The sequence below is a fragment of the Streptomyces sp. NPDC031474 genome (assembly GCF_055581185.1).
In genome coordinates this window covers 47,251-73,231 of the sequence record NZ_JBVIJX010000016.1, presented here as the reverse complement: position 1 = coordinate 73,231, position 25,981 = coordinate 47,251, and the positions used below count along the sequence as shown (strand labels likewise).

The window sequence follows — 25,981 nt, the reverse complement described above, 5'->3', positions numbered from 1 at the left end:
GTGCAACCTCGCACCCTCTTCGGGCGTGACAAGGTGGTGAGGGCACGACCCCTCAACCCGTGATGTGGAGGGGGCAATGCGCGACCCACGCGTCTTCGACGATTTCTACGCCGGCCATGTACGCCGGCTGACCAGCCAGATATACGCGATGACAGGCAGCCTCGCCGAAGCCGAGGACCTGGTGCAGGAGGCCTTCGCCCGGGCCTGGCAGAACTGGGAGAAGGTGTCCGGCTATGCCGACCCGGAGGCCTGGGTGCGTTCGGTGGCTTGCCGTATCCGGGTGAGTGTCTGGCGGAAGGCGGTCAACCGGCTCACGGCCCACCGCCGCCACGGCGTACCCGACGAGGTGCCCGGCGTCAGCCCTGACTACGTCGCGATCGTCGCGGCGTTGCGGCGCATCCCCTACGAGCAACGGCGGGCGATCGTGCTGCATCACCTGGTCGGGTTGTCCGTCGAGGAGACCGCACGTGAAACCGATGTCGCGCCGGGAACGGTCAAGGCCCGGCTCTCGCGTGGGCGCCAGGCGATGGCACCGTATCTGTCCGACAGCGCGGGCGACGGTCCCGCCCCGCCGAGCGGCTTGCGGTCGGCCCTCGCGGCGCCCGGCATCGCTCCCGCTGCTGCCACCGACGTCCTCGGCTCGACCGACCAGGAGGTGCACCACCATGACTGAGGACTTCGAGGCCGTCCTCAAGGCAGGGTCTGAGGAACTCGCCGCACGAACCGGCGTCCGGCCCGTCGCGGCCGTCCGGGCTCGCGGCGACGAGCTGCGTCGACGTCACCGGATGACCACCGCCGCGCTGGCCGTCGCCCTGGTCGCCGCGGTCGGCGGCGGTGCCCTCGCCGTCACCGGCCCGTCCCGCCATGCCTCCCCGCCCGAAGGGGCCGTGAGCCCGGCCACACCTGCGACGTCCGCGTCCCCACCGACCGCGACCCCGAAATCCCACACCGCGGTGCCGGACCCGGAGACCAAACCCCCATCAAGCTCTTCACCCACGTGCCGTTCCCTGGTGGTGCCCCAGCAGATCAAGGACGCCGTGACTCAGGCCTACCGTCGATCGCAGCCGGGGCTGGTGCACATCACCCCCGTGAAGGGCACCTTCTACTACGGCCAGTGCGACAGCGATTTCTACGCGGGAGCCTCCTTCACAGCGACGGCCGACGCCACCGGAAACGAGCTGGTCCAGCTTCAGGACGAGGGGAGTGCGGAGAAGTACTTCATGAAGGCCCGAGACGGCGGTTGGACCTATGTGGCCAGTGACGGGTTCCCACGCAGTCCCCGGGGCTGCGCTGCCATCCCGGAGATCCCGGCAGGGCTGGCCCCACTGTGGGGTGACTGCCTGGCCCGGCCCTGACCCCGCCAGAAGGCGCCACGCCCCTGCGCCGGTGAGTTGGACTCGATCCTGATGGCCTTGAGCGGCATGGGCCACTTCGAGCCCGTCCGCCCGTACGACGCAGCCGGAGGCGCGGCAGGCTGCCCGGCCGGCTCGGCCTAGCCCGACACCGCCGACGGCTTCTCCGGCGCCGTCCGCAACGGCTACGAGGCCCAGATCACGGCGCACCTGCGCCACTGGGCTGCCTTGCGTGCTCGCCCACAACGCGGCTGACCGGCCGACACCCACGATGAGCCACTGAGGACGCCGTGGGACGAGGCCAACAGCGACCGACGCCACACACGTTGAGCCCACCGGCCAGTCTCACCCTCGCATGCAAACCCGGCAGCAGCAGCCGGGGGTCAGTCCGTGAGCCGGCCGGGGCTGACCATGCGGTACTCGTAGGCCATGACCACGACTTGCGATCTGTCCCGGGCGCCGAGTTTGGCCATGATGCGGCTGACATGCGTCTTCGCGGTCAGCGGGGAGACCACCAGTCGTGCGGCGATTTCCCTCATCGCTGGGCCGCCATCGTGCTCTGGGTGGCCGTCGTGGCTGCCATCACACTGGGCTCCACCGCCGTCGGCTCCGCATACCGGAACGACTTCTCGCTGCCGGGCACCGATTCCCAGGCGGGAAACAGATGGCAGGGGTCGCCGAGTCGGACGCCGTATGTGAGAGTCGACCGGATGCGGGCCCAGTAGGCGTCGAGTCGCGGGACCGGCTGGACGGGGACTCCGTTATCCCAGCCACACCCCGTCGCGCATGATGACTCTCCCGCGTAGTTCCGGCTCGCCGCGCCAAGCGCGCACAGTCCTCGGGACCACACGTACATACAGAAAGGAACCCTCTTCCACGCGTGGATCCCACCCGAACTTGTCGGCGAACGCCTCCGCTGCGCCTGAGGGAACCTCCTGGTCCGGGAAGCACTCCGCCTCCCCCTGGAGGAGCACCACGTCGAAGGTGTCCGGTAGCGACAGGCGCACGCGCGGCTCTTCGCGGACGTTCCGCGCGGTCACGGAAGTGGCGCCGGTGCACAGCCACACCGCACACCCATCCCACAAGAACCACAGTGGCACCTGGTGCGGCCCGTGATCAGGGTGAGCCGTCGACACCCATACATCCCGCTCGGTGACGAGCCGCGCCAGAGCGTCGCGCATACGCTCCGCCGTGCGGCGGCCAACGATTCCCGTGGTCTCCATGAGGACCGACCCTAGCCAAGCAGGCGCGAAGCGCGCCTGAGGCTGAGGACCTACTCCCAGCGACCGATGAGGTCCGTGCTCGGCCGGGTTCTGTCCAGGGCGGAGCGGGTGCGCCGGAGCGGTGAGGACTCGTCAGGGGGGTCAGGCGACCACGTGGTCGGCGATGGGCAGGGCGGTGCGGTCGGCGGCGTCTGTGGGGCGGGCGAGTGCGGGGATGTGGAAGTCGCTGATGTTGTTGAACGCCTTGATGAGTTTCGCGACGGTCAGGTGTTCCTGGACGAGTTCGCTGGTGGTGGTCCTGCCCGAGTCGAGGGCCTCGATGTGCCGGTCGCGCATCGGGTAGCAAGCCACCGCCACCGAGGACCCCTGACAGGCGCTGACCGGCTTCTTCGAAGTAATTGAGGTACGGCCCGACGACGTGTCAGCCGTAACCATCACGGAAGCGCGGTCACACCCCGCGGAAGTGCTCAGTCGCACGTGTCCGCGGGGATCTCGTTGCCCCACACACGGGAGAGCGCCGGCTTGCCGAAGTGGTCTGTTTTCGTGGACGTCGGACCGATAGCACACATTCAGGTTCAGTGGCGCTGTGGATTGCTCCATAGAGGGGAAAAGCTGCGGATACACGTACACGTTCACCCAGATGCGCTTCCCTCCGCGTACGTTTCGGGCAAGGAATGGAAAGTTCCGTTACTTTCTAATCAAGGAGGAACAATGGCTGAAAGCACTGTGCGTCGACGCGGCTATCGCGAAGGTCTCGGCGGTGAGATGATTGCCGAGTTCCTGGGAACGTTCGTACTGCTTCTGCTGGGTATCGGGTCGGTGGCTGTCGCAGTCGTCGGTCTGCCGGGATCAGGTCGACAAGTCGTGGAGTTCGGGCCCGCCAACTGGCTCATCATCTCGTGGGGATGGGGCCTCGCCGTAGTGTTCGGCGTCTATGTGGCCGGCGGCATCAGCGGCGCCCACCTCAATCCCGCGGTCACCCTCGCCTTCGCGGTTCGACGGCTTTTCCCCTGGCGGAAGGTCCTGCCCTACTGGCTGGCACAGGTTGTGGGCGCTTTCGTCGCGGCCGCTCTCGTCTACGCGACCTACAGGTGGGCCATCGACGCGGCCAACACAAAGACGGGTACTCCGCGAGACAAATCGCTGGGAACATACTCGATCTTCGCCACATTCCCTGCCGAATACTTCGGAGACTCCTGGTGGGGTCCCTTGCTTGACCAGATCGTGGGTACCGGGATCCTGCTTCTGCTGATCTGCGCACTCACCGACACCCGCAATACGGCTCCGCTGTCCAACCTCGGCCCGTTCATCATCGGCCTGGTGGTCGTCGCGATCGGCCTTACTTTCGGGACGAACGCCGGGTACGCGATCAATCCCGCACGTGACTTCGGCCCCCGATTGTTCACCTTCTTCGAAGGCTGGGGCTCCATTGCTCTGCCCGGTACGTTCGGGTGGTTCAGCGGCTACTGGTGGATCCCCATCGTCGGCCCGCTCATCGGCGGAGTCGTCGGCGTGGGCGTGTATGACCTGCTGATCACTCCGCTGGTCAAGGCCAGGGCCGGGGCCGGGGAGGCCGCCGAAGAAGGCCCCGCCACCGAAGAGCCCTAGACGCAGCAGCAGGCTCCGTCACGCATCCGGCAGTGGCAGTTGCCCGCTGAGGGAACGACGCCTGCGCACTCCGCGCCCCGGCCCTCCCGGATGACCGTGCTCCGCAGGCGTACGGACCAGCTTGACCTGATGATTCGGGGCGGGCGACAGCACTGCCCGACCCGGAACGTCACCCCCAGAGCGTCATGACACCAGGACCAGGAGAAGAGGCGGCAACGATGCCCGAATTCGTCGGAGCGGTGGACCAGGGGACCACCAGCACACGGTTCATGATCTTCGATCACGCAGGCAACGAGGTGGCGAAGCACCAGCTCGAACACCATCAGATCCTGCCGCGGTCCGGTTGGGTCGAGCACGACCCGGTGGAGATCTGGGAGCGCACCAACACGGTGATCCAGAGTGCCCTGCGAAGCGGAGGGCTCTCGGCCACCGATCTGAAAGCGATCGGCATCACCAACCAGCGTGAGACGACCGTGGTCTGGGACCCGCGCACCGGCCGCCCCTACTACAACGCCATCGTCTGGCAGGACGTCCGCACCGACAGCATCGCCGCCGCCCTCGAACGCGACGGCCACGGCGAGACCATCCGCCACAAGGCAGGCCTGCCGCCGGCCACCTACTTCTCCGGCGGCAAGATCAAATGGCTGCTGGAGAACGTGGACGGCCTGCGCGAGGCCGCCGAAGCGGGCCATGCCCTGTTCGGCAACACGGACGCCTGGGTGCTGTGGAACCTCACCGGCGGCCCCAACGGCGGTGTGCACGCCACCGACGTCACCAATGCCAGCCGCACCATGCTGATGAATCTGGAGACCCTGGACTGGGACGACGAACTGCTGGGAATCTTCAACATCCCACGCGCGATGCTGCCGGCCATCCACCCCTCGTCCGATCCTGAGGCGTTCGGCCAGGCTCGCACGTCCCGGCCGTTGAACGCCGCCGTCCCGATCGCCGGTGTCCTCGGCGACCAGCAGGCGGCGACCGTCGGGCAGGTCTGCTTCGCCCCTGGCGAAGCGAAGAACACCTACGGCACCGGCAACTTCCTGGTCCTCAACACCGGTACGGAGTTGGTGCGTTCACAGCACGGTCTGCTGACCACAGTGGCGTACCAGTTCGCGGGCAGCCCCGCCGTCTACGCGCTGGAGGGGTCCATCGCTGTCACCGGCGCGGCCGTGCAGTGGCTGCGCGACCAGCTGAAGGTGATCAGGACCGCCGCGGAGAGTGAGCAACTCGCCCGCTCGGTGGACGACAACGGCGGCATGTACTTTGTCCCGGCCTTCTCCGGTCTGTTCGCCCCGTACTGGCGCTCCGACGCTCGTGGCGCGATGGTCGGTCTCGCCCGTTACAACACCAACGGGCATTTGGCCCGGGCCACACTGGAGGCCATCTGCTACCAGAGCCGCGACGTCGTCGACGCCATGGAGCAGGACTCGGGCGTGCACTTGGACGTACTCAAGGTCGACGGCGGTGTGACCGCGAACGACCTGTGCATGCAGATCCAGGCCGACGTGCTGGGCGTGCCCGTCAGCCGACCGGTGGTCGCCGAGACCACTGCGCTGGGCGCCGCCTACGCGGCCGGCCTCGCCACGGGTTTCTGGCGCGACACCGACGAACTGCGCTCCCACTGGCAGGAGTCGAAGCGCTGGAGCCCGGAGTGGAGCGAGGAGCAGCGCCAGGACGGCTATGAGGGCTGGAAGCGTGCCGTGGAGCGCACCCTGGACTGGGTCAAGGTCACCTGATGACCGGTACCTGCTTCCCTCGAAGGGCACCTTCCCCCGGTTACGGCAGAGACCGGGAACAGCGCCTCATCGGCTTCGGGGCATCGCCGGCCCAGGGGGTCGCGCGCATGTTCCATGACGCCTTCCGAAGGAGGGCGGTCGAAAGCACTGCAGTGTGAGTCCCGCCGGCAGTGGGGCGGCGGGCAGGGCCAGGTGGAGCGTCCGTCGCAGAGCGGGTCGGTGAGCCGGCACAGCGCGAGTTCGGCCGGGACCGCCCAGGCGGCCAGCGAGGGGACGAGTGCCACGCCCAGGCCGGCGGCCGCGTATCCGAACTTGGAGCCACGCTTCTTCGCGCAGGGCCGTACAAGTCGATCGCGCCGGTTCCCGCCAGGGGCGAGGGGGTCCGGGCCTACGCCGACGGCGGGGCAGCGGTGGTGCGGCGCGGGACCAGCGTGGGGGAGAGCTTGATCTGGACCGAGGTCTTGCCGCGGTCCGCGATCCGTTCCAGCAGCAGGCGGGCCGCGTTCCTGCCGATCTCGCGCCCCGCCTGGTCGACGCTCGTCAGGGAGATCGGGCCGAGCGCGGCGAACGTGGTGTTGTCGTATCCCGCCACGGACACGTCCCCGGGTACCGACAGCCCGGCCTCGGCCACCGCCTCCAGCACGCCCATGGCAACGATGTCCGCTCCGGCGAAGACGGCCGTGGGCCTGGTCGGGCGTGCGAGCAGCTGCTGTGCGCCCTTGTACCCCCCCTCTTGGGTGTAGCTGGTGGAGACGACGTCGATCTCCGCCTCGAGGCCGAGGCCGCGCATGGCCTGCCGGTAGCCGTCGGCGCGCTGCGCGTTGGGCATTTCGACCCTGCGCGTGGGGTCGGCCTCGTGGTGTTCGATGTGGGCGATCCGGCGGTGGCCGAGCCCTGCCAGGTGGCCCACGACGAGGGCCGCGCCGGCGACGTCGTCGTCCGCGACGGTGTCGTAGGCGGGGGAGTGTCCGTGACGGCCGACCACGACGGTCGGTACGTCGGCGGCGACCCGTTCGAGGCGAGCGCGCGGCGAGACGGGGGCGACCAGGACGAGGCCGTCCATCCCGCGGTCGATCATGGCCTCGATGACACCGGCCTCCTCGTTCACGCCGCACCCCGGACCGAGGAGGACCTGGTAGTCCGTGTCGGCCAGGCAGCTGGTGACGCCGTCGAGGATTTCCGGGAAGAACGGGTTGCGGATGTCGGGCAGCATCACACCGATCGTGTACGTCTGCCCGCGCAGCCCCCGCGCCGCCGCCAGAGGCCGGTAGCCCAGCTCGTCGATCGCGCGGCGCACCCTGGCCCGCATCTCCGGGCTCGCCCCGTAGGCGTTGCGCAGCACCTTCGACACGGCGGTGGTGGACACCTGGGCGTGCCGGGCGACGTCGACGATGGTGACGCGACGGGGCGAGACGGGCGGCTCCATGCGGCTCTCCTTCGACGTCGTGGGCAACGTTGGCGGAAAGTGTACGGATGAACCTCCGGTTCGGTAAGGGGTGATCACGGGCGGAGGGCGGGCCGGTTCGAGGCCTTTCCGTAACATTCGTGCAGCGTGCGCGGCATCTTGACGTCACGCAGAGCGCTCTCTAGGGTCTGGCAACACCCGTGGGAAACGTTACCCACTGGTCCGCCGGAGGCTCCCCTTCGACGTCGTCCGCACTCCACAACCCAAGAATCGGCAGGTGCCTGACCCTGTCTGGCCGGTGCACCCATCACCGGGCTCTCTTTGAAACGTTTCAAGGAAGCAGGTCCGCCCGTGACCCTCGCCCCGAACGCCCAACTCCCGGATCGCGACGACTTTCCGGACTCCAGGCCCGTCACTTCCGTTCGCCGTCCACGTACCGCGCCCCCGTGGTGGTTCATGGCGCCGGCTCTGCTCCTGTTCGCCTTCGTCGTCCTCGTCCCGAGCGCACGTGGCGTGTACTACGCCTTCACCGACTGGGACGGCCTCGACCCGCACTTCCGCTTCATCGGCCTGGACAACTTCGCCGACATGTTCCGCGACGCGGACGCGACGCAGGCCGTCTGGCACACACTGCTGATCGCCGTGTCGATCACGGTCGTGCAGAACGCGGTGGGCCTGCTGCTGGCCCTCGGCGTCAACTCGGCCATCAAGTCCCGCAACCTGCTCCGGGTGTTGCTGTTCGCCCCCGCCGTGATCACCCCGATCGTGACCGCCTATCTGTGGCGCAACCTGCTCGGTCCGGACGGGGCGGTCAACAGCCTGCTCGAGGCCGTCGGGCTCGGCGGCTGGCGGCAGGACTGGCTGGGCAGTCCGAACCTGGCCCTCTGGGCGGTGGTCGCAGTCATCGTGTGGCAGTTCGCGGGCTACTCGATGGTCATCTTCCTCGCGGGACTGCAGTCGGTGCCCCAGGAGGTCCACGAGGCGGCGGCACTCGACGGCGCCGGTCCGGTGCGGCGCTTCTGGTCGGTGACCAGGCCCCTGCTGGCCCCGGCCTTCACCATCAACCTGATGCTGTCGATCATCGGCGGGATCAAACTCTTCGACCAGGTCTACGCGCTGACCGGCGGCGGCCCCGGGCACGCGACCGACACCCTGTCGACCCTCATCTACAAAGACGCCTTCACCCTGGGCGAGTTCGGCTACAGCATCGCCCTCGCGGTGGTCCTGACGATCATCGTCGCCATCGCGTCCACCGCACAGTATGTCGTGCTGTCCCGCAGCGAGAGGGCCGCCTCGTGAACCGCTACCGTCCGCGCACCCTCGCCCTCGAACTCGTCATGATCGCCGTCGCGTTGGTCGTCGGCTTCCCGGTGTACGTCCTGGTCAACCTCGCCGTACGACCCGCCTCGGACACCTCGTCCCCGCTCCACCCCACCACCTCGCCGACCCTCGGCAACTTCACCCACGCCTGGCAACAGGGCGCCCTCGGCGGGGCGTTGGCCAACAGCGCGCTGGTGACCGCGTGCAGCGTGGTGATCGTGCTGGCCGTCTCCTCCCTCGCCGCCTACCCGCTGGCCCGCATCACGGCCCGCTGGTCACGCAGCACCTACCTGCTCGTCCTCCTCGGCCTGGTGCTGCCCTTCCAGCTCGCCTCCCTCCCGCTGTACCAGACCATGCGCGACCTCGGCCTGCTCGGCACCCCCTGGGCCCTCGTCCTCTTCTACGCGGGCCTGCAAGTGCCGTTCACCGTCTTCCTCTACGTCGGCTTCCTGCGCGCGCTGCCCCGCGACTTCGAGGACGCCGCGCTCATCGACGGCTGCACCCCGCTGCAGGGTTTCCGGTACGTCGTCCTGCCCATGCTCAAACCCGTCACGGTGACCGCGCTCGTGCTCAACGCGGTCGCGGTCTGGAACGACTTCTTCACCCCGCTGCTGTACCTCAGCGGCAGCGCCCAGCAGACCATGCCGGTCGCCATCGCGGGCTTCGTCGGCCAGTACGTCACCGACTGGAACCTCATCTTCGCCGCCCTGGTGATCAGCATCCTGCCCGTCCTGCTCGTCTACTTCCTGCTGCAGCGCAGCATCATCAACGGCTTCGCCGGAGGGCTGCGGGGATGAGCCCCGCCCCCTTTCCCCGCAAGGGAGACACCATGAAGACACGCACGCTCACGACCGTGGTCGCCGCGACGACGGCCGCCGCCCTGCTGGCCGCCTGCAGCGGAGGGACCAAGGCGTCAGGCTCCGGTGGCGGCGGCTCCAAGACGCTGACGCTGGCCTCGATCGACCAGGGCTCCATCGAGGACGTCGTCAAGGCGTTCGAGAAGGCCAACCCCGGCGTCAAGGTCCGCTACACCACCAGCGGCGCCGACCAGTACCAGCAGCAGATCCGTACCCAGCTCTCCTCCGGCACGGCGCCGGACGTGATGTCGGTGTGGCCGGGCAACGGCAACCCCGGCGCCACCTACGTCCTCGCCAAGCCGGGCTATCTGCGCGACCTCTCCGACCAGCCCTGGGCCGCGAAGACGCCCGCGGCGATCAAGAGCGTCGCGCAGTACAACGGGAAGACCTACAACGCGCTCTTCGGCCAGAACGGCATCGGCGCGGTCTACAACGAGCAGGCCCTGGCGAAAGCCGGTCTCACCCCGCCCGACACCTGGACCAAGCTGCTGGCCTTCTGCAAGGACGCCAAGGCCGAGGGAACCCCCGCCTTCGCGCTGGGCATCCAGGACAACTGGGTCACCCAGCTCGTGCTCTACTCGATGGTCGCCACGACCGTCTACGGCCCCGACCGTGACTTCGACGCGAAGATGCAGGCCGGGAAAGCCACCTTCGCGTCCTCGCCGTGGACCACCGCGCTGGACAAGTACGTGACGATGCAGAAGACCGGCTGCTTCCAGAAGAACCCGCTCGGCACCAACTACGAGGCCAGCCAGCAGCTCGCCGCCACCGGTAAGACGCTCGGCATCATCCAGGGCAACTGGGTCATCGCCCTCCTCAAGCAGAAGAACCCGCAGGGCACGTTCACCCTCAAGCCCCTCCCCGCCACCGACGATCCCTCCCAGACCCTCATCCCGGCCGCTGCGGGCGCCGGCTACGGAGTCAACGCCAAGGCCAAGAACCCCGAACTGGCCCTCAAATTCGTGAACTTCGTGATGTCACCGCAGGGGATGAACCTGTTCGTCAAGAAGCAGGGCGGTCTGCCCTCCCTCCCGGACACGGGCTTCCAGGTCGATCCCTCGCTCACCGAGCTGTCGCAGTTCATCCGGACGAACCGCACCGTGCCGTTCATGGACCAGCGGTGGCCCAACCCCAAGGTGCAGCAGACCATGCTCAGCGGCCTCCAGGAGATCTTCAGCGGGCAGTCCACGCCCGACAAGGTCCTCAAGGAGATGGACACCGACTACAAGGCCGGCTCGTGAGCACGGCGCCGGCGATCGAGAGGACGACGGAGTGAGCCATGACGAGCGGAACACGGGAGGCGGGCGGCCCGCCGGAACAGCAAACGGGGACGAGGGCGGACAGCGGACGACAGGACTTCGCCGCCGGACCCTGCTCGCGGCGACCGCGGGGGCGGTGCCGGTAGTGGCGACCCTGACCGGCGGCACGACGGCACAGGCCGCACCGAATCACCCCGTGGAGGACGGCGCCGTGTTCGGACTGACGGTGGAGCACCGCACCGACCCGCTCGGCGTGGACGCCGCGCGCCCCCGCTTCGGCTGGCGGATGCGGGCCGCCGGACGCGGGCGGAACCAGGGGGCGTACGAGATCGTCGTCGCCACCTCGCCGGGGAAACTGACCGGCGGCCGGGCCGACGTCTGGAGCAGCGGCCGGGTCCGCTCGGCCGACTCGGTGGCCGTCCGCTACAGCGGCACACCGCTCACGGCCTCGACCCGCTACTACTGGACCGTCACCGTCTGGGACACCGAGGGCCGCCTGGTCGGCACAGGCCCGGTGGCCTGGTTCGAGACCGGCCTGATGAGCATGGACGGCGTCACCGGCTGGGACGGCGCCCAGTGGATCGGGATGAAGGGCAAGGCCCCGAACTCGCCCGGCGCGCCGATGCTGCGCACCGAGGCACGGCTGCGGGGCCCGGTCCGCGAGGCGCGACTGTATGTCTCCGCCCTCGGGGTCTACGAGGCCTATGTCAGCGGCCGGCGCGTGACCGTACCGCAGGACGGCGACGCCACCCTCGAACTCCTGCCGCCGGGCTGGACGAACTACGACGCGCGCGTCAACTACCTCACCTACGACGTCAGCCATCTCGTGGCCCGGGAACCGGTCGTCACCCTGGCGGCCGTCCTCGGCAACGGCTGGTACAACGGCCGTATCTCCGACGGCAGTTCGTACTACTCCAAGGACGGCAACGCCCTCGCCCTCAAGGCCAGACTGCTGATCCGCTACACCGACGGGACGGCCCAGTCCGTCGTCACCCGGCCGGACGGCTCCTGGAAGGCCACCGACACAGGCCCCTACCGGGCCGACGACATCTACGACGGCCAGACCTACGACGCCCGTAAGGAACTGCCCGGCTGGACGTCCTCCCGCTTCGACGACTCCGCCTGGTCGGACACCGAGCAGGTCCCCTTCGAGACCAGGTACCAGGGCGTCCAACTCCTCGCCTATCCAGCCGAGACCGCCCGCCTGATGAGCCGCTGGGACCGACGCCCGCAGTCGATCACCGTCTACACCAAAGTCACCGGCGACGGCAAGGGCCGCATCGTCGTCGATCCCGACCGCACGGTGACCGACCCGCACCGCGCGGCCACCGCGCGCACGACGCTCGCCGCCGGCGACACCGCCGTCTTCGACCTGGGCCAGAACATGGTCGGCGTACCCCGCTACACCCTGCGCGGACCGGCAGGCGCTCAAGTCACCTTCCAGTTCGGCGAGATACTCAACGACAGCAGCGCCGGAGCGGACGGACCCGAAGGCTCCCTCTACCGAGCCAACCTCCGCAGCGCCAAGGCCACGAGCACCTACATCCTCAAGGGCGACCGGGACGGGGAGACCCACCAGGACTCCCTCACCTTCTACGGGTTCCGCTACGCGTCCGTCACCGCGACCGAGACGGTCACGATCGCCGGCCTGACCGGCAAGGTCGCCACCTCCGCCATCCACGAGACCGGCACCGTCACCACGAACGACCCAGACACCAACCAGCTGATCAGCAACATCCGTTGGGGCCAGCGCGGCAACTACCTCTGGGTGCCCACCGACTGCCCCCAGCGCGACGAGCGGCTCGGCTGGACCGGCGACACCCAGGTCTTCTCCACCACCGGCCTGTACAACGCCGACGCCGGGCCCTTCCTGGGGCACTTCCAGGACACCGTCATCGACTCCCAGACCATCTACGGCCAGGACCAGGCCCAGTTCACCGGCGTCGCCCCGAGCGGCCGCTACAACTTCCCCGGCGGCGGCAGCGGTTGGGCGGACTGCGGGATCATCCTCCCCTGGACGCTGTGGCAGATGACCGGCGACCCGGCTGTCATCGAGCGCAGCTGGCCCGCCATGACCCGCTACCTCGACTGGATCCGCCGGCAGACCGGCGACACCTACGCCGGCCAGGGCTCCCTCACCGGCGACTGGCTCGCCCCGCAGAAGACCAGCGCCCAGCTCATGAGCGACGTCTACTACGGCTACGTCGCCCACCTCATGGGCCGCATGGCCCGAGCCGTCGGCCGCCCCGCCGAGGCCCCGACGTACGAGCAGCTGTTCGCCGACATCAAGAGGGCGTTCATCACCAAGTACCTCAGCACCGAGGGCGGCACGGTCACCCTCAGGTCCAGCCTCGGCGACGCCTCCCCGATCGAACCCGGCTCCGACCCCAACCAGAAGACCGAGGACAACACCCAGACCGCCCTGCTGTGGGTCCTCAAACTCGGCCTCTACGACACCGAGGCCCAACGCCACGCCCTCGTGGGCCACTTGGCAGACAACATCGGCAATGACGCCGCCTACAAGGCGGCCCACCCGAACAGCAGCCGGGTCAAGTACGCAGAGAACACCCTTTCCGTCGGCTTCCTCGGCGTGAACGTCCTCGCCCCGGTCTTGAGCGACGAGGGTCGCGCGGACCTGGCGTACAAGCTGCTGCACCAGGACGCGCTGCCCTCCTGGCTGTTCTCGGTGCGAGGCGGCGCCACCACGGTCTGGGAGCGCTGGAACTCCTACTCCAGGACGGACGGGTTCGGCCCGGTCGGCATGAACTCCTTCAACCACTACGCCTACGGCGCGGTCATGGAGTGGATGTACGCCTACATGGCCGGCATCGCCCGCGACCCGGACAGCCCCGGGTTCAAGCACTTCCTTCTGCAACCGCACATCGACCCCACCGGGAAGATCGCCCACGTGGTCGGCTCGCACGAGTCGCCCTACGGCGAGATCAGGAGCGAGTGGCGGGTGACGGACGACGGCGCCTCGCTGACGTACGAGGCGGTCGTGCCCGCGAACAGCGAGGCCACGCTGCGCCTTCCGGCGACTTCCGCAGACACCGTCCGCGAGGGACGCACCCCGCTGGCCCGGGTGGGCGGCGTGCGGTTCCTCGGCCACACCGACGGCATCGCCTCCTACCTGCTGCCCTCCGGCACGTACCGCCTGACGAGCGGACTGCGGTGACCCCGTGCGGCCCTCTTCCACCGGCCGGACTGAAACGCTTCACACCACTCGAAGGGAAGCCCTTGTGAGAGGCAGCCGCACCAGTGCCGCCGTGCTCGCGGCCGCACAGGCACTCACTGTCTCCGGCGTGGCCCAGGCCGCGCCCGGGACGCACAGATCCACCCATCCGTACGCCGTCGACCTGAAGACGGAGAACAAGGTCGACCCGATCGGCATCGACGAGCGCGCGCCCCTGCTCTCCTGGCGTTCGGCGGGCAGTCCGCGGACCGTCTATGAGATCAGGGCGGCCCCATCGGCGGACGCGCTGCGCGAGGGCCGGGCAGACGTCTGGCGAACGGGCAAGGTCGTCTCGTCAGCGTCCACGGGCATCCCCTTCTCCGCCGCGCTCACGGCCCGTACCATGAACGGCGAACTGCACGCCGTCATCCACCCGGACGTCCCCCGCATCACCAACGTCGGCTACCTCGTCGACGACGGCCGCGTTTTCCACCCCGGCGACGCCCTCACCGTCCCCGACCAGCCCGTCCACACACTGCTGGTCCCGGTCATGGCCCCCTGGAGCAAGATCTCCGAGGTCATCGACTACGTCCGCGAAGTCGAACCGCGCAGCACCATCGACGTCCACGACGCCCTCATCAACGACCTCGCCCACCCCGTCTACAGCGACCGGATCGGCGCTTTCGGCGGTGCGCAGCACCTGCGACTGGAGCCAGGGCAGAGCACGACCCTGTGAGTGGCGGTGACGGTCTCCACCGCTAGGTCGTGAAGTGCGCGTGGGCCGCGGTCACGATCCGTGGTGGTGCTAGCGGGGGGCGGTCTCTGTCTTGCGGGTCAGCGCAGGAAGTTCAGTACTGCCGTGGTGAGTTGTTCCGGGGTTTCTTCGGGCAGGAAGTGGCCGGCTCCGGGGATGACCAGTTCGGTGACGTCGGTGGCCACCAGGCGCATGGTCTCCGCGGGCATGGTGCCGGTGCTGTACTGGCCGCCGATGGCCAGGACCGGGATGGTCAGCGGTCCCTGGTCGCGCCAGCGCTGGACGTCGTCGGCGGTGGTGTCGAGGGTGCGGTAGTACTCGAAGCTGGCGCGCCGGGCGGCCGGGTCGCGCAGGTGGTCGACGTACAGGTCCACGGCGTACTGCGGGATGGCGTCGGGGGTGGCGGTCTTGGACGCGAACTGGTGGCCGAAGTAGATCTCCTCGCGGCCGGCGATCAGGCGTTCGTTGAGGTCTGCGAGTCGGTTGATGACGAAGTGCGACATCACCTCGTTGGTGGTCGGGTCCGTCAGCATCGGCGGGAACGGAGTGAGGCCGGGGAGGATCGACTCGGCGCCGACGAAGCGGGTGACGCGGTCGCGGTGGTTCGCGGCCAGGGCGTAGGCGACCAGCATGCCCAGGTCGTAGCCGACGACGGCGAAGCGTTCGTGACCCAGGGCGGTCATCAGCTCGGCCATGTCATCGGCGAGGGTGGCGGCGTCGTGGCCGCTGGCGGGCTTGTCGCTGGCGCCCATGCCGCGCAGGTCGGGGGCGATGACGGTGAAGTGCTCGGCGAGGGCGGGCATGGCCAGGCGCCAGCTGTACCAGAACTGGGGCCAGCCGGGCAGGAGCAGCAGCGGCGGCCCGTCGCCGCCGACCACGGCGTGCAGGGTCAGCTCCCGGGTCTTGACGGTGCGGCTGGTGAATGTGTCGGTGAACCCGGCGGCCAGCCCGGGCACGTCGGTGACGGTGAACGTCATGGTGGTTTCTCCTCGCGGCGCGGAGCCGCAGCATCGAAACGGATGATGTATCCATTTCACCGTAGCACAAGTGGATGACCTATCCGGTTATGCTGTGGGTATGACCACAGCACCGATGCGCAAGGACGCTGCCCGTAACTGGCAGCGCATCGTCGACGTGGGCCGGCAGCTCGTCGACGACGGCACTCCGCTGCAGCTCAACGAGGTTGCCCGCCTCGCCAAGGTGGGGGTGGCCACCGTCTACCGGCATTTCCCGACGCCGGAAGCCCTGATGGAGACCGTGGCCGCCCCCGGCCTGGAAGCGCTGGTCGGCCGGGCGGAAGCGGCGCTGGCCGACGACGACCCGTGGCAGGCCCTGACGGACTTCCTGCACACCACCCTGGAGGCGCAGCTGACCGATCCCTCCATAACCGCCGTGCGCTCCGCGCCGGACCACGTCCTGCCTCGCACCGCGGAACTTGCCGGTGCGATGGATGCCTTCGCCGGGCGACTACTCGAGCGTGCGCACGCTGCCGGGGTCGTGCGCGGTGTGGTGACCTGGGAGGGCCTGCTGCCGCTCATGTGCGGGGTCGCCTACGCCGCCACCATCCATGCCGACCACCAGAAAGCCCGCCTCGAATCCGGCCGCCGCTACCTGAGCGTCATGCTCCACGGCCTGCACACCTGAACCCTGCCGACAGACCCCACGCCCCACGCACTTCAGCCGTCTCGAAGCTCGCGACGACCTGGTCCGTCACCTGGCGTTCCCGCCGAGCCTGATCGCTGCTCTGGTGAGCGGGACGAGAACCGGTGTCTCGCCACGCCAGGCGCGTGCCAGCAGCTCCCGGAGCACTTTCTGAGGCAGGGCGTCCGCCGACCGACCTCGTGGTAGTAGGGGCTCAACATGCGGCGCCGCAACGGAGTCCCAGCGACCAACAGAACCGGAGCAACGACGACTGCACCGACCGTCACGGCGAGCCGGACTGTCTGGATCCCGAGCACGCTCTCTATCCGCATCGCTCCAGTCTGCCGACCAGGAAAGACCCGTCCACTGCTCCCACGGAATGTGTGCCAGAACCGAGAACGCGAGGCGTTTGTACGCGGCTTCGGGAGTCACTGCGGCCTTCTTCGAGGCCGGTTATGGCCCTCGCTCAGGACCTGCTGCTGCAGCCGGCATGCCGACCGGGGGCGTGCCGGTGTGGGATGGGCTACGGGCCGAGGCTGGGATCACCGACGTGGTGTGAGGATGCTGACCGCCTCGCGGGCACAGCCTGCGAGGTTACGTGGGCACAGCCAGGCTTCCTTGGACGCGCTGTGCGACCAATGCAGATCCTGGCCGGTCGGAAGGCCATTGCCCAGCAAAGGCAGATACGAGGCAAGTCGCTCCAGGTCCTCGTTGAGCCCTGACTCGTAGGGGTGCACGTCGTGTGCGCAGGGGCGGGAGCCAAAGACCCTGTCCGCCGACTGCAGCACCTTGCGTGCATGCAAGCCGGTACTGTGCGCGTAGGCAGGCCACATACTGACGTGCTTCGCCGTCAACAGCAGTCCGAAAACCCACAGCCAGGCGCGCTCGTTGTCCCAATCGTCATTCAGCAGGCGTGCGGAGTAAGGGATGAAGGACGCTTCGTCGTGTTCCTCCCAAGGGGTGGAACGGACCACGTCACACGCAGCGGCGTAGTCAGCGATCGGCGATTCAGGGGCGACATCGATCATTCTCATCCCGTCTGACTACCATGCGTGGGCAAGTGCCGATGGCCCCGCCCCTTCACTCGACCGGGGCGCGGGTGCTTCCCGTTCTCGTGTGCATCGAGTGGTGCTATTCGCCGGACTGGCCGTTGATGCGGTACTCCTCGGAGGGCGTCGAGTCCCATTCAGTATTCGCGCCGTCGCGCGTCACCATGAACAACGGACGCGATCGAAGGACCTGCCCGACTGGTTGCCCGCGCATCACGACCCCGGAGTCATCCGGTCCTGCGTAGCCTTCGGGCGTGTAGCGAAAGTGCACGTCCATTGCCTCGGCATACGCGATCGCGTCGCTCTCCAGCTCCGACAGGTCTCTCCCGACCAGCGGGAGTCCGTCATACACGACCTGAGGTCCGTGCACGGCGTCGGCAGCGATGCAGAACAGCCCCACAGCTTGGCTCACATAGGCCGTCACGGCAGTCGGTGAAGGAGCCACCCCGCGACGCTGGACTTCGACCTTCCAAGTCGGCGTGAAGATCGCCTGGTCCTGTGCACAATCGCTGACCTTCGTCCGGCCGAGCATCTCAGCCGCCTCGACTGCTTCGTCGACGGTCATACCGAACCGGAGCGGTCCGACGCCGACACTCGGCGAATAGCACCACTCGTCCCGTTCGGCGACTTCGGTCTTGAACACCATGGTCGCTCCTCTGGAGACACCTGAGACTTGCCGCCGCCCATCATGCCAATCGCCGACCAGCGGACTGCCGGGTGCCGCCGAGCTCGCGCACCTCGTCCAGCGCGAGCCCCATCCGGGCTCAGCCGCGAATAAGCGACACCTGAACATGCGAGCTCACCAGTGCTCCCGCACCAGCAGCGCAGCCGGACACCGGGCTGCCTGGATCCCGTGTCGTGCGGTCTGACGTCGCGGCCGCCCGCCGACCGCCGCCCGCCGTCCGCAACGGATCTCACCGACCCCGGCGGTGCCGCCGGTACGGCCGAAGGATCTGAACCAATACCGGGAATCAGGCCGCGACGAGCTCACGCTCGCGGTCCGGCGTCTTGACCTTGGGCTTCTTGTTCGGCAGCGAGAGCCGGAAGACCTTGTGCCACGCGGAGAACACCTGCTTGGGCAGCGGCCCGGTGACGTACTCCAGCTCGTACTTTTCGAACAGCGCGCGCACCTTTACCGCGACCTCGGCGTACCGGTTGCTGGGCAGGTCCGGGAACAGGTGGTGCTCGATCTGGTGCGACAGGTTGCCGGTCATGAAGTGCATGGCCTTGCTGCCGCTGATGTTCGCCGAGCCCATCATCTGGCGCAGGTACCACTGGCCGCGCGTCTCGCCCTTGATCGACCGGCGCTCGAAGACCTGTACGCCCTCGGGGAAGTGCCCGCACATGATCACCGAGTGGGACCAGATGTTGCGGACCAGGTTCGCGGTGAACGTGGCGGCGAGCGTGGGGAGGAACGACGGGCCCGACAGCAGCGGGTGGATCACGTAGTCCTTGAGCACCTGCTTGCGGATCTTGCGGCCCACGGCCTTGGCCCGCGCGCGGAACTCCGGGTTCTTGCGGCGGCGCTTGTTCAGGTTCTTGCCGAGCTCCAGGTCGTACGCTGCGATGCCGTACTCGAAGAAGCAGGCGTTGATGAAGTTCCACAGCGGCTGGCCGAGGTGGAACGGGTGCCACCTCTGGTCCTCGTCGACGCGCATGATGCCGTAGCCGAGGTCGTTGTCCTTGCCGATCACGTTGGTGTACGTGTGGTGCAGCTCGTTGTGCGAGTGCTTCCACTGCTCGGACGGCGAGACGTGATCCCACTCCCAGGTGGTGGAGTGGATCTTCGGGTCCCGCATCCAGTCCCACTGGCCGTGCAGGATGTTGTGGCCGATCTCCATGTTGTCCATGATCTTCGCCACGGACAGACCGGCGGTGCCGACCAGCCACGCGGGCGGGAAGATCGAGAACAGCAGCACGCCCCTGCTTACCAGCTCGAGCCTGCGCTGCGCCGAGATGACCTTACGGATGTAGGCGGCGTCCTTCTCGCCGCGGCCGGCGATCACCTCGTCGCGGATCGCGTCCAGCTCGCGGCCGAGCTCCTCGATCTGCTCCGCGGTCAGGTGGGCGGTGGGGTCGATGGCGGTCAAGGTGCTCCTACCGGTCGATGTCACAGGGGCCCGCGGCGGCGGACACGCAGGTCTGGATGAGGACGCCCGGCTCGGCCTCGGTGATCTCGCCGGTGCGCAGGTCGCGGACGGCGCCCGCCTTGAGCGGCGAGACACAGCCGAAGCAGATGCCCATACGGCACCCGGAGGGCATGAGCACGCCGGCCTCCTCGCCGACGTCCAGCAACGGCGTGGCGCCGTCCGCGTCGACGGTCTTGCCGGTGGCGCTGAACGTGACCTCGCCGCCGTCGCCGGCGACGACGATGCTGGGGCGGAAGCGTTCGGTGTGCAGGCGCTCCGGGACGCCGTGTTCGCTCCAGTGTTTTTCGGCGGCGTCGAGCAGGCCCGCGGGCCCGCAGGCCCAGGTCTCGCGCTCGGCCCAGTCGGGCACGAGTTCGTCGAGACGGGCGATGTCGAGCATGCCGTCGGTGTCGGTGTGCACCTCGGTGAGCTGCAGCTTCTTGTCCGCGACCAGGTCGTGCAGTTCGTTGCGGAAGATCACGTCTTGCGGCTGTGGCGCGCAGTGGACCATGACGACGTCGTTGAACTCGGTGTCGCGCAGCATGCCCATCACGGGCGTGATGCCGCTGCCGGCCGTCAGGTAGAGCACCTTGGCGGGCTTGGCCTCCGGCAGCACGAAGTCACCGGTCGCCTGGTCGAGGTGGATCAGCGTGCCCGGTTTCGCCCTGCGGACCAGGTGGTTGCTGACCTTGCCGTCCGGAATCGCCTTCACGGTGATCGTGACGCGGCCGTCCCGGCGGTTTGCCGGTGAGGTGACCGAGTAGGCACGCCACAGGCGCACGCCGTCGACGTCGACGCCGATCCGCACGTACTGACCGGCCGTGTGGCCGCGCCAGCCCCGTCCCGGTCTGATCACGACGGTCGCGGCGTCCCCCGTCTCGGGGTGCACGGCCTCGATGCGCCCACGCAGGTCAGCGCCCGCACGCAGCGGGCTGACCAGGTCGAGGTAGTCCGACGGCAGCAGCGGTGTCGTGACCATCTCCAGCAGTTTCCACGCCCTACTGCGGAGGGCTGCACTCGTCATGACTCCAGCTTGCTGTGCCTGAAGGCGTAAAGTCCTGACCGCAGGACGTAAATCTGGTCGGCTGAATTGTTCGCAGGGAACAAAGACATGAGCCATGCAATCCAGAGGGCCAGCGAACTGGCCCTGGATGAGACGACGGTCACCGCACTGCGGGCCGAGTTGAAGACCACCGCCGACGAGGTCGTCCAGGCGATCATCGACGAGGTCCCTCCCTACGCCAACGCCCTTTCGGGCCGCATGGGCGGCACCATCCGCCGAGCCGTCCGTACCGCCCTGGGGCACTACCTGGACCTCGCGAGCGGGAACGCCACAGGCGGCGACGCCGGTGACGCAGCCTACGAGCTGGGCCGCGGCGAGGTCCGGGACGGCCGTTCGATGGACGCCCTGCTCAGCGCCTACCGCGTCGGCGCCCGCGTGGCCTGGAGATGCCTGGCAGCGGGTGCCGTACCCGCAGGTCTGCCCGCCGCCGAGGTCGCCAAGTTCGCCGAGCTGACCTTCGCCTACATCGACGAGCTCTCCGCCGCGAGCGCCGCGGGCCACGCCGACGAACTGGCCGCCCGGGGCCGGGCCCACGAGCGCCAGCTGGAACACCTGGCCCGCGACCTCCTCGCCGGCGCGAGCCCGGACGTGCTGCTTGTCTCTGCTCAACGGGCCGGGTGGCAGCCTCCGGTTTCGCTGACCGCGGTCCTGCTGCCCGCCGCCCAGGCCCGGCCCGCCTACCGCGCGCTCGACCCGAGCACCCTCGTCCTCGACGATCTGCCGGACGCCTTCGGCGTGCTGCTCGTCCCCGATGCCGACCGATCACGTCTCTTGCGGCAGCTGACCGACCGCACCGCCGTGGTCGGCCCGGCCCGGCCATGGACTCGTGCGTCCGCCTCGTATGGACGAGCCGTACGCGCGCGCTCCCTCTCCTCCGATATTCGTGACACCGAGGATCACCTGCCCGAGCTGGTGCTGAGCGCCGACGTGGACGCGTTCGCAGATCTGCGTGCCCGAGCCCTCGCACCGTTGCGGACCTTGCCTGTCGCCACCGCGCGGCGGCTGGAGGAGACGTTGCGGGCGTGGCTGCTGCACCAGGGCAGGCGGGATGAGGTGGCGGCGGCGTTGTTCGTCCATCCCCAGACCGTCCGGTACCGGATGTCGCAGCTGCGGGAGCTGTTTCCGGATCTCGCATCGCCGCACCGGCTCCTTGAACTGACGCTGGCGGTCGGTCTTCGGGGCAGCTGACGCGTTCTTCGACCGTCCTGGACCGCGTCCGCGAGCGATCCAGGACTCGTGCCTCGTCCTCGCTGCCCCCACGCTGTTACTGCCCGGGTGAGGAACTGGTCCGTCGGCACTGGACACTTGAGCGGCGCAGCCTGACACCGACACCCCCGGACATTACGATCGCCCGATGAACAGCGAGCCCATCCGTCTCACCGTCCTGGGAAGTGCGACGCCATACCCGAGCGCGGACAACCCATGCTCCGGCTACCTGGTGTCGAGCGGGGATACCCGCATCTGGGTAGACGCCGGAACCGGGACGCTCGGCCCGCTCCAGCGGTACGTCCCGCTGGACGAGCTCGACGCCGTCTGGATTTCCCATCTGCACGCCGATCACAGCGCAGACCTGCTCACCGCCTACTACGGCGCCCTGTTCGCCGACATCCGTCTCGCCGCACCGATCCCTCTCTACGGCCCGGCGGGAATCGCCGACCGGCTGGCAGGCTTTCTCACCAACACCGCGACCCGCAGCCCGGTCGAATCCGCCTTCGCCGTCACCGAGTTGCACGACGGCCACCAGGCCACCGTCGGCTCACTCCGGCTGACCAGCCGGGCGGTGGCGCATGGCATCCCCGCCTTCGCCGTCCGCATCGAGACGACAGACGCCTCGCTGGTGTATTCGGGCGACACGGCCCCCTGCACCAGCCTCGCTGAACTGGCCAAAGGCTGCGACGCGCTCCTGTGCGAGGCCGAAAGCGCACAGTCACCGACCGAAGGCGCACCGGTCCACCACACCCCCGAGGACGCCGGAGAGACCGCCGCCGCAGCCGGCGCGAAGCGACTGATCGTCACCCACGTCGGCCGCTTCCTCACCCCACAGGAAGCGGTGACACGCGCCGCCACCCGCTTCACCGGCCCCATCGACTACGCCGCCCCCAGCACCACCTTCACCATCCGACAAGACCGTTAAGACCGGAACACCTCGGGACCGGCCGGTGTCAGCGGAGCTCAGGGCACTGCTTCGGTGACACCGACGAGTTCACGGATGTTCTCGGCGAAGAGCCGGGCGCACGGCGTGCGCTTGGCCGCGGCCGGACCAGGCGGGGGCTTGGCCAAGGTTGCCCGCGCTGGCGCACACCACGGCTTGCGAGCCGTTGTCGGCGAGCAGGTTCGCGACTACCTCGGTACCGCGGGCCTTGAAGCTGCGGACGGGGTTCGCCGTTTCGAGCTTGATGCTTACCGTGCACCCGAGGTCGGGTTCCAGCGCCTCGCAGCGGTACAGCGGAGTGTCGAGAAACACCGGGTTGATCACCCGGCGAGCCGCCCGGATCCGAGCAGTGTCGAGGCGCGTCTCATGCATGACACAGCAGCGTAGCCCCGCTGGCACGGTGCCCTTTGAGTCGGGGGCGGGCCTGCCGCAGGCGCTGGTCGTGGCGTTCGTCCATGCCCGGCCGGTGTTGGGCTCGTGAGGACCTGGCCCGTGACGGTCAGGCCGGCGCCCTGCCCTGCACGGCGAGCGTGGTCGCATCAGAAGAGCTGACGGTGTGCAACGAACGGCCCTGACCAGCCAATGGGGCCCTCTTGTACGCGACCGGCATGGCAGTTGCGCCGACGTGCTCGCGCCCTGCCTGGTCGACGGAGAAGCCGGCGAACTCCAGGCCGATGGACGGCTCCTGGCGCCGGCGCGAGCCGCCCTCCGACATGCTGTTCGCGCGCCCTGGCCCGTTCCGTGCAACAGCGTTCCGCTCTCTTCGCGCCCGCTGTGTGGCCGCTCATGGCGACCTTCCACCGTCCTGGGCCGTGGTACAGCCCTTGGCGCCGCATCCGGGTGCTCTTCCCCGTGATCAGCGGTCGGACCGGCCTGGACCCGATCTTCCAGGGTGCGGCCGACTTCGACCTCGAGCTGATCGAGCGTCGGACGCTCGACGGCCACATCCAGGAGCTCAGCCACCAGGGTCGGGCGGGCCCTGAATCGCGACGACGGCTCCACCGACCACCGCAAGCTCACCACTGGAATACCTCCGCTGCGTATGCCGAACGCAGCGGTGTCCAGTTCTCGCCCCTCTGGGTTAATTGCCTGGACTGGTGGCCTTCCCTGACGGGACAATTCCGACTTCCGAACCTCCGGGAGTGTGATGGGGACCACAGATATGCGTGGGCCGACGCCGGGCAGGAGCGCGGTCGTTCTGGCACTGCGCCGCTACGGACGGGAACTGCTGCGGCTACGACGGCTGGCCCTGCCCTCGCTGCTGCTGCCCGCCCTGGGCAACATCGGCACCCGCTACGTCGCCCCCCTGCTGATCGCCAAACTGGCAGGACAGGCCGCCGGTGACGGCGGTCTCACCCTCAGCTCGGCGCTGCCGTACGTGCTGGGCTTCGGGGTGACGCTGCTGCTCGCCGAGGCGGTGTGGCGGGTCGGGCAGCACTGCCTGAACCGCGTGGACGCCCTCGGCGTGGAACACCTGTACGTGAGCGGCATGGACGAACTCTTCGCCAAGGACGCGGCATTCTTCCACGACAACTTCGCCGGCTCCCTGACCAAGCGGGTGCTGAGCTTCGGCAAACGCTTCGAGGACTTCGTCGACACGGTGACGTACCGGATCGTGGGCAGTCTCGTCCCCCTGGTGTTCGGTGCCGTGGTGCTGTGGAGCTACGAACCGATGCTCGTCGCAGGCCTTCTTGTGATGATCGCGCTGACCGTGGTGGCCGCGACTCCTCTGATCCGCCGTCGGCAGAGGCTCGTCAATGACCGTGAGGCGGCGATCGCCCTGGTCTCCGGCCATGTCGCCGACAGCCTCATGAACATGGAGACCATCCGGGCGTTCGCGGCCGAGCGGCGGGAGGCCGACGAACACCGCAGCCGTGTCGCGGATTCGCGGCGCCTGACGCTGAGGTCGTGGGACTACGGCAATCTGCGCGTCGACACCCTGATCGCCCCCATGTCCGTACTGACCAACGTGCTGGGCCTGTTGGTCGCCGTCGCCTTCGGCGGCCCGGGCCAGGGAGTCGAGGAGGTCGTCGTCGCTTTCACCTACTACTCCAACGCGACCCAGATCATGTTCGAGTTCAACCAGATCTACCGCCGTCTGGAAAGCTCGATGACCGAGGCCGCGCAGTTCACGGAGCTGTTGTTGGATCCGCCCACCGTGCTCGACCCGACGGAACCCGAACCGCTCGCACCGAGGGACACCGGCATCCGCTTCGAGGCGGTGACCTTCGCCCACGCGGGCGCGAAGCCGATTTTCCGAACACTCGACCTGGATGTGCCCGCCGGCGCACGGATCGGTCTGGTCGGCAGGTCCGGTGGCGGCAAGACCACACTCACCCGGCTCCTGCTGCGGATGTCGGACATCGACGACGGACGCATCCTGATCGGTGGCCAGGACATCAGCCGGCTGCGCCAGACCGACCTGCGCTCACTGATCGCCTACGTCCCGCAGGAACCGGCCATGTTCCACCGCAGCCTGCGGGACAACATCGCCTTCGCCCGGCCCAGCGCCACCGACGCGGAGATCCGCGCCGCGGCCGCGGCCGCGCATGTGACGGAGTTCGCCGACCAACTCCCCGACGGCTTCGGCACTCTGGTGGGGGAGCGGGGAGTGAAACTGTCGGGCGGCCAGCGTCAGCGCGTCGCCCTCGCCAGGGCCATTCTTCGCGACGCGCCGGTCCTGCTGCTCGACGAGGCGACCAGCGCGCTGGACTCGGAGAGCGAGCTTCTCGTCCAGGACGCCCTGTGGCGGTTGATGGACGGACGTACGGCCCTCGTGGTCGCCCACCGTCTGAGCACCGTCGCCGGCATGGACCGACTCGTCGTCCTCGACCGCGGAAGCGTCGTCGAGCAGGGCGCCCACGAGGAGCTGCTCGCGGCGAACGGCGCCTACGCCAAGCTGTGGCAGCATCAGTCGGGCGGCTTCCTCGGTGAGAGCACCGAATCGGCGCTGGGACGCCCGGTCCCAGGAGCTGGTTCCGGCGGACTGCCCGGACCGGCCGACCCGGCACCCGACGGCGACCGCAGGACATCGTCGCCCGCTCGTACGAGCACCGGATCCACGTGAGCGAGTCGGTCACGGACATCGTTGCCCGCAGACGGTGTCGTGACCGGCTGACGCGGTCCGGGAGAACCAGGGGCAGGAACCCAGGACGTGGAAGACCGCCCGGCTCGGCTCGGAGACCCTGACCATCGATCCGTGCCGTCTGCCGTACGTCTACCAGGGCACATGGAGCCCTGGCGGATGGGCCTGCTCACCCA

Annotated in this window: 23 protein-coding genes and 2 pseudogenes; 14 read left to right on the top strand and 11 right to left on the bottom strand. The window is 68.6% G+C overall.

What is annotated here, in order from left to right:
- Positions 1-76: 76 nt before the first annotated feature.
- Positions 77-673 (top strand): SigE family RNA polymerase sigma factor, encoded by a 597-nt coding sequence (locus ACZ5SK_RS31895; protein ID WP_457495331.1) that lies wholly within the window; start codon positions 77-79, stop codon positions 671-673.
- Positions 666-1,355 carry a hypothetical protein gene (locus ACZ5SK_RS31890; RefSeq protein ID WP_334574186.1) on the top strand — a complete coding sequence of 230 codons (690 nt, stop codon included), beginning with the start codon at positions 666-668 and terminating at the stop codon, positions 1,353-1,355. Before ACZ5SK_RS31895 ends, ACZ5SK_RS31890 begins: the two co-directional genes overlap by 8 nt.
- A 380-nt stretch (positions 1,356-1,735) precedes the next feature.
- Here ACZ5SK_RS31890 and ACZ5SK_RS31885 read toward each other — a convergent pair whose 3' ends face one another.
- The 3 genes from ACZ5SK_RS31885 to ACZ5SK_RS31875 all read right to left on the bottom strand — a co-directional run bounded on the left by ACZ5SK_RS31885 (position 1,736) and on the right by ACZ5SK_RS31875 (position 2,932).
- Positions 1,736-1,891: a response regulator transcription factor gene (locus tag ACZ5SK_RS31885; protein ID WP_443041182.1), complete on the bottom strand. Its 156-nt coding sequence runs from the start codon at positions 1,889-1,891 to the stop codon at positions 1,736-1,738.
- Between the two features lie 222 nt (positions 1,892-2,113).
- Positions 2,114-2,575 carry a pyridoxamine 5'-phosphate oxidase family protein gene (locus ACZ5SK_RS31880; RefSeq protein ID WP_334574185.1) on the bottom strand — a complete coding sequence of 154 codons (462 nt, stop codon included), beginning with the start codon at positions 2,573-2,575 and terminating at the stop codon, positions 2,114-2,116.
- 141 nt (positions 2,576-2,716) lie between these two features.
- Positions 2,717-2,932: an NAD(P)-binding domain-containing protein gene (locus tag ACZ5SK_RS31875; protein ID WP_334574183.1), complete on the bottom strand. Its 216-nt coding sequence runs from the start codon at positions 2,930-2,932 to the stop codon at positions 2,717-2,719.
- A 354-nt stretch (positions 2,933-3,286) separates the two neighbouring features.
- On the opposite strand from ACZ5SK_RS31875, the gene ACZ5SK_RS31870 reads away from it, so the two are divergent.
- Together ACZ5SK_RS31870 and glpK are read left to right on the top strand one after the other, a co-directional pair.
- Positions 3,287-4,183 (top strand): MIP/aquaporin family protein, encoded by an 897-nt coding sequence (locus tag ACZ5SK_RS31870; protein WP_334574182.1) that lies wholly within the window; start codon positions 3,287-3,289, stop codon positions 4,181-4,183.
- A 218-nt stretch (positions 4,184-4,401) separates the two neighbouring features.
- Positions 4,402-5,919 (top strand): glycerol kinase GlpK, encoded by a 1,518-nt coding sequence (gene glpK, locus ACZ5SK_RS31865; protein WP_099935141.1) that lies wholly within the window; start codon positions 4,402-4,404, stop codon positions 5,917-5,919.
- A gap of 388 nt (positions 5,920-6,307) precedes the next feature.
- Here the strand turns inward: glpK and ACZ5SK_RS31860 are convergent, their stop codons facing one another.
- Positions 6,308-7,345, bottom strand: a complete 1,038-nt coding sequence (locus ACZ5SK_RS31860) for a LacI family DNA-binding transcriptional regulator (protein ID WP_334574179.1) — start codon at positions 7,343-7,345, stop codon at positions 6,308-6,310.
- Positions 7,346-7,780: 435 nt separating this feature from the next.
- Between ACZ5SK_RS31860 and ACZ5SK_RS31855 the strand changes: the two genes are divergently transcribed.
- From ACZ5SK_RS31855 to ACZ5SK_RS31835, 5 genes are all read left to right on the top strand, one after another.
- Complete coding sequence (locus ACZ5SK_RS31855) at positions 7,781-8,623, top strand: carbohydrate ABC transporter permease (RefSeq protein WP_334574178.1); 843 nt, start codon at positions 7,781-7,783, stop codon at positions 8,621-8,623.
- Complete coding sequence (locus ACZ5SK_RS31850; protein ID WP_468576762.1) at positions 8,620-9,441, top strand: carbohydrate ABC transporter permease; 822 nt, start codon at positions 8,620-8,622, stop codon at positions 9,439-9,441. Before ACZ5SK_RS31855 ends, ACZ5SK_RS31850 begins: the two co-directional genes overlap by 4 nt.
- Before the next feature lie 32 nt (positions 9,442-9,473).
- Complete coding sequence (locus ACZ5SK_RS31845; protein ID WP_468576761.1) at positions 9,474-10,742, top strand: ABC transporter substrate-binding protein; 1,269 nt, start codon at positions 9,474-9,476, stop codon at positions 10,740-10,742.
- A 31-nt stretch (positions 10,743-10,773) separates the two neighbouring features.
- On the top strand, positions 10,774-13,935 hold the full coding sequence (locus ACZ5SK_RS31840) for an alpha-L-rhamnosidase (RefSeq protein WP_468576760.1): 3,162 nt from the start codon (positions 10,774-10,776) through the stop codon (positions 13,933-13,935).
- Between the two features lie 64 nt (positions 13,936-13,999).
- The gene (locus ACZ5SK_RS31835) at positions 14,000-14,668 is read left to right on the top strand and encodes a glycoside hydrolase family 78 protein (RefSeq protein ID WP_334574174.1); all 669 of its coding nucleotides are present in this window, start codon (positions 14,000-14,002) and stop codon (positions 14,666-14,668) included.
- Positions 14,669-14,766: 98 nt separating this feature from the next.
- On the opposite strand, the gene ACZ5SK_RS31830 is transcribed toward ACZ5SK_RS31835, so the two are convergent.
- On the bottom strand, positions 14,767-15,663 hold the full coding sequence (locus ACZ5SK_RS31830) for an alpha/beta fold hydrolase (RefSeq protein ID WP_334574173.1): 897 nt from the start codon (positions 15,661-15,663) through the stop codon (positions 14,767-14,769).
- Positions 15,664-15,763: 100 nt separating this feature from the next.
- On the opposite strand from ACZ5SK_RS31830, the gene ACZ5SK_RS31825 reads away from it, so the two are divergent.
- Positions 15,764-16,330: a TetR/AcrR family transcriptional regulator gene (locus tag ACZ5SK_RS31825; RefSeq protein WP_334574171.1), complete on the top strand. Its 567-nt coding sequence runs from the start codon at positions 15,764-15,766 to the stop codon at positions 16,328-16,330.
- Positions 16,331-16,869: 539 nt separating this feature from the next.
- On the opposite strand, the gene ACZ5SK_RS31820 is transcribed toward ACZ5SK_RS31825, so the two are convergent.
- The 4 genes from ACZ5SK_RS31820 to ACZ5SK_RS31805 form a co-directional block, all read right to left on the bottom strand.
- Entirely contained in the window at positions 16,870-17,355 is a 486-nt protein-coding gene (locus tag ACZ5SK_RS31820; protein WP_334574170.1) for a hypothetical protein, read from the bottom strand.
- 103 nt (positions 17,356-17,458) lie between these two features.
- Positions 17,459-18,022, bottom strand: coding sequence for a hypothetical protein (locus tag ACZ5SK_RS31815; RefSeq protein WP_468417211.1), 564 nt, complete (start codon positions 18,020-18,022; stop codon positions 17,459-17,461).
- A 325-nt stretch (positions 18,023-18,347) separates the two neighbouring features.
- Positions 18,348-19,466, bottom strand: coding sequence for a fatty acid desaturase family protein (locus ACZ5SK_RS31810; RefSeq protein WP_334574166.1), 1,119 nt, complete (start codon positions 19,464-19,466; stop codon positions 18,348-18,350).
- A 7-nt stretch (positions 19,467-19,473) separates the two neighbouring features.
- Positions 19,474-20,529, bottom strand: a complete 1,056-nt coding sequence (locus ACZ5SK_RS31805) for a ferredoxin reductase (RefSeq protein ID WP_334574164.1) — start codon at positions 20,527-20,529, stop codon at positions 19,474-19,476.
- A gap of 87 nt (positions 20,530-20,616) precedes the next feature.
- Here ACZ5SK_RS31805 and ACZ5SK_RS31800 point away from each other — a divergent pair, with 87 nt between their 5' ends.
- Both ACZ5SK_RS31800 and ACZ5SK_RS31795 read left to right on the top strand, forming a co-directional pair.
- Positions 20,617-21,756 (top strand): PucR family transcriptional regulator, encoded by a 1,140-nt coding sequence (locus ACZ5SK_RS31800; protein WP_468576759.1) that lies wholly within the window; start codon positions 20,617-20,619, stop codon positions 21,754-21,756.
- A 166-nt stretch (positions 21,757-21,922) separates the two neighbouring features.
- Complete coding sequence (locus ACZ5SK_RS31795) at positions 21,923-22,702, top strand: MBL fold metallo-hydrolase (protein ID WP_361703730.1); 780 nt, start codon at positions 21,923-21,925, stop codon at positions 22,700-22,702.
- Positions 22,703-22,819: 117 nt separating this feature from the next.
- On the opposite strand, the pseudogene ACZ5SK_RS31790 reads toward ACZ5SK_RS31795, so the two are convergent.
- Positions 22,820-23,092: pseudogene (locus ACZ5SK_RS31790) on the bottom strand (pyridoxal-phosphate dependent enzyme); the annotation flags it as partial.
- Between the two features lie 127 nt (positions 23,093-23,219).
- Positions 23,220-23,435 carry a hypothetical protein gene (locus ACZ5SK_RS31785; RefSeq protein WP_334574159.1) on the bottom strand — a complete coding sequence of 72 codons (216 nt, stop codon included), beginning with the start codon at positions 23,433-23,435 and terminating at the stop codon, positions 23,220-23,222.
- A gap of 128 nt (positions 23,436-23,563) precedes the next feature.
- On the opposite strand from ACZ5SK_RS31785, the pseudogene ACZ5SK_RS31780 reads away from it, so the two are divergent.
- Together ACZ5SK_RS31780 and ACZ5SK_RS31775 are read left to right on the top strand one after the other, a co-directional pair.
- Positions 23,564-23,686, top strand: a pseudogene (locus tag ACZ5SK_RS31780) (dihydrofolate reductase family protein); the annotation flags it as partial.
- Between the two features lie 181 nt (positions 23,687-23,867).
- Entirely contained in the window at positions 23,868-25,787 is a 1,920-nt protein-coding gene (locus ACZ5SK_RS31775; protein WP_334574157.1) for an ABC transporter ATP-binding protein, read from the top strand.
- The last annotated feature ends 194 nt before the right edge of the window (positions 25,788-25,981 follow it).

Coding starts and splice junctions, on each gene's coding strand:
- ACZ5SK_RS31895 (WP_457495331.1), top strand. CDS start 77: ATGCGCGACCCACGCGTCTTCGACGATTTCTACGCCGGCCATGTACGC.
- ACZ5SK_RS31890 (WP_334574186.1), top strand. CDS start 666: ATGACTGAGGACTTCGAGGCCGTCCTCAAGGCAGGGTCTGAGGAACTC.
- ACZ5SK_RS31885 (WP_443041182.1), bottom strand. CDS start 1,891: ATGAGGGAAATCGCCGCACGACTGGTGGTCTCCCCGCTGACCGCGAAG.
- ACZ5SK_RS31880 (WP_334574185.1), bottom strand. CDS start 2,575: ATGGAGACCACGGGAATCGTTGGCCGCCGCACGGCGGAGCGTATGCGC.
- ACZ5SK_RS31870 (WP_334574182.1), top strand. CDS start 3,287: ATGGCTGAAAGCACTGTGCGTCGACGCGGCTATCGCGAAGGTCTCGGC.
- glpK (WP_099935141.1), top strand. CDS start 4,402: ATGCCCGAATTCGTCGGAGCGGTGGACCAGGGGACCACCAGCACACGG.
- ACZ5SK_RS31860 (WP_334574179.1), bottom strand. CDS start 7,345: ATGGAGCCGCCCGTCTCGCCCCGTCGCGTCACCATCGTCGACGTCGCC.
- ACZ5SK_RS31855 (WP_334574178.1), top strand. CDS start 7,781: ATGGCGCCGGCTCTGCTCCTGTTCGCCTTCGTCGTCCTCGTCCCGAGC.
- ACZ5SK_RS31845 (WP_468576761.1), top strand. CDS start 9,474: ATGAAGACACGCACGCTCACGACCGTGGTCGCCGCGACGACGGCCGCC.
- ACZ5SK_RS31830 (WP_334574173.1), bottom strand. CDS start 15,663: ATGACGTTCACCGTCACCGACGTGCCCGGGCTGGCCGCCGGGTTCACC.
- ACZ5SK_RS31825 (WP_334574171.1), top strand. CDS start 15,764: ATGACCACAGCACCGATGCGCAAGGACGCTGCCCGTAACTGGCAGCGC.
- ACZ5SK_RS31820 (WP_334574170.1), bottom strand. CDS start 17,355: ATGATCGATGTCGCCCCTGAATCGCCGATCGCTGACTACGCCGCTGCG.
- ACZ5SK_RS31815 (WP_468417211.1), bottom strand. CDS start 18,022: ATGGTGTTCAAGACCGAAGTCGCCGAACGGGACGAGTGGTGCTATTCG.
- ACZ5SK_RS31805 (WP_334574164.1), bottom strand. CDS start 20,529: ATGACGAGTGCAGCCCTCCGCAGTAGGGCGTGGAAACTGCTGGAGATG.
- ACZ5SK_RS31800 (WP_468576759.1), top strand. CDS start 20,617: ATGAGCCATGCAATCCAGAGGGCCAGCGAACTGGCCCTGGATGAGACG.
- ACZ5SK_RS31795 (WP_361703730.1), top strand. CDS start 21,923: ATGAACAGCGAGCCCATCCGTCTCACCGTCCTGGGAAGTGCGACGCCA.
- ACZ5SK_RS31785 (WP_334574159.1), bottom strand. CDS start 23,435: ATGTCGGAGGGCGGCTCGCGCCGGCGCCAGGAGCCGTCCATCGGCCTG.
- ACZ5SK_RS31775 (WP_334574157.1), top strand. CDS start 23,868: ATGGGGACCACAGATATGCGTGGGCCGACGCCGGGCAGGAGCGCGGTC.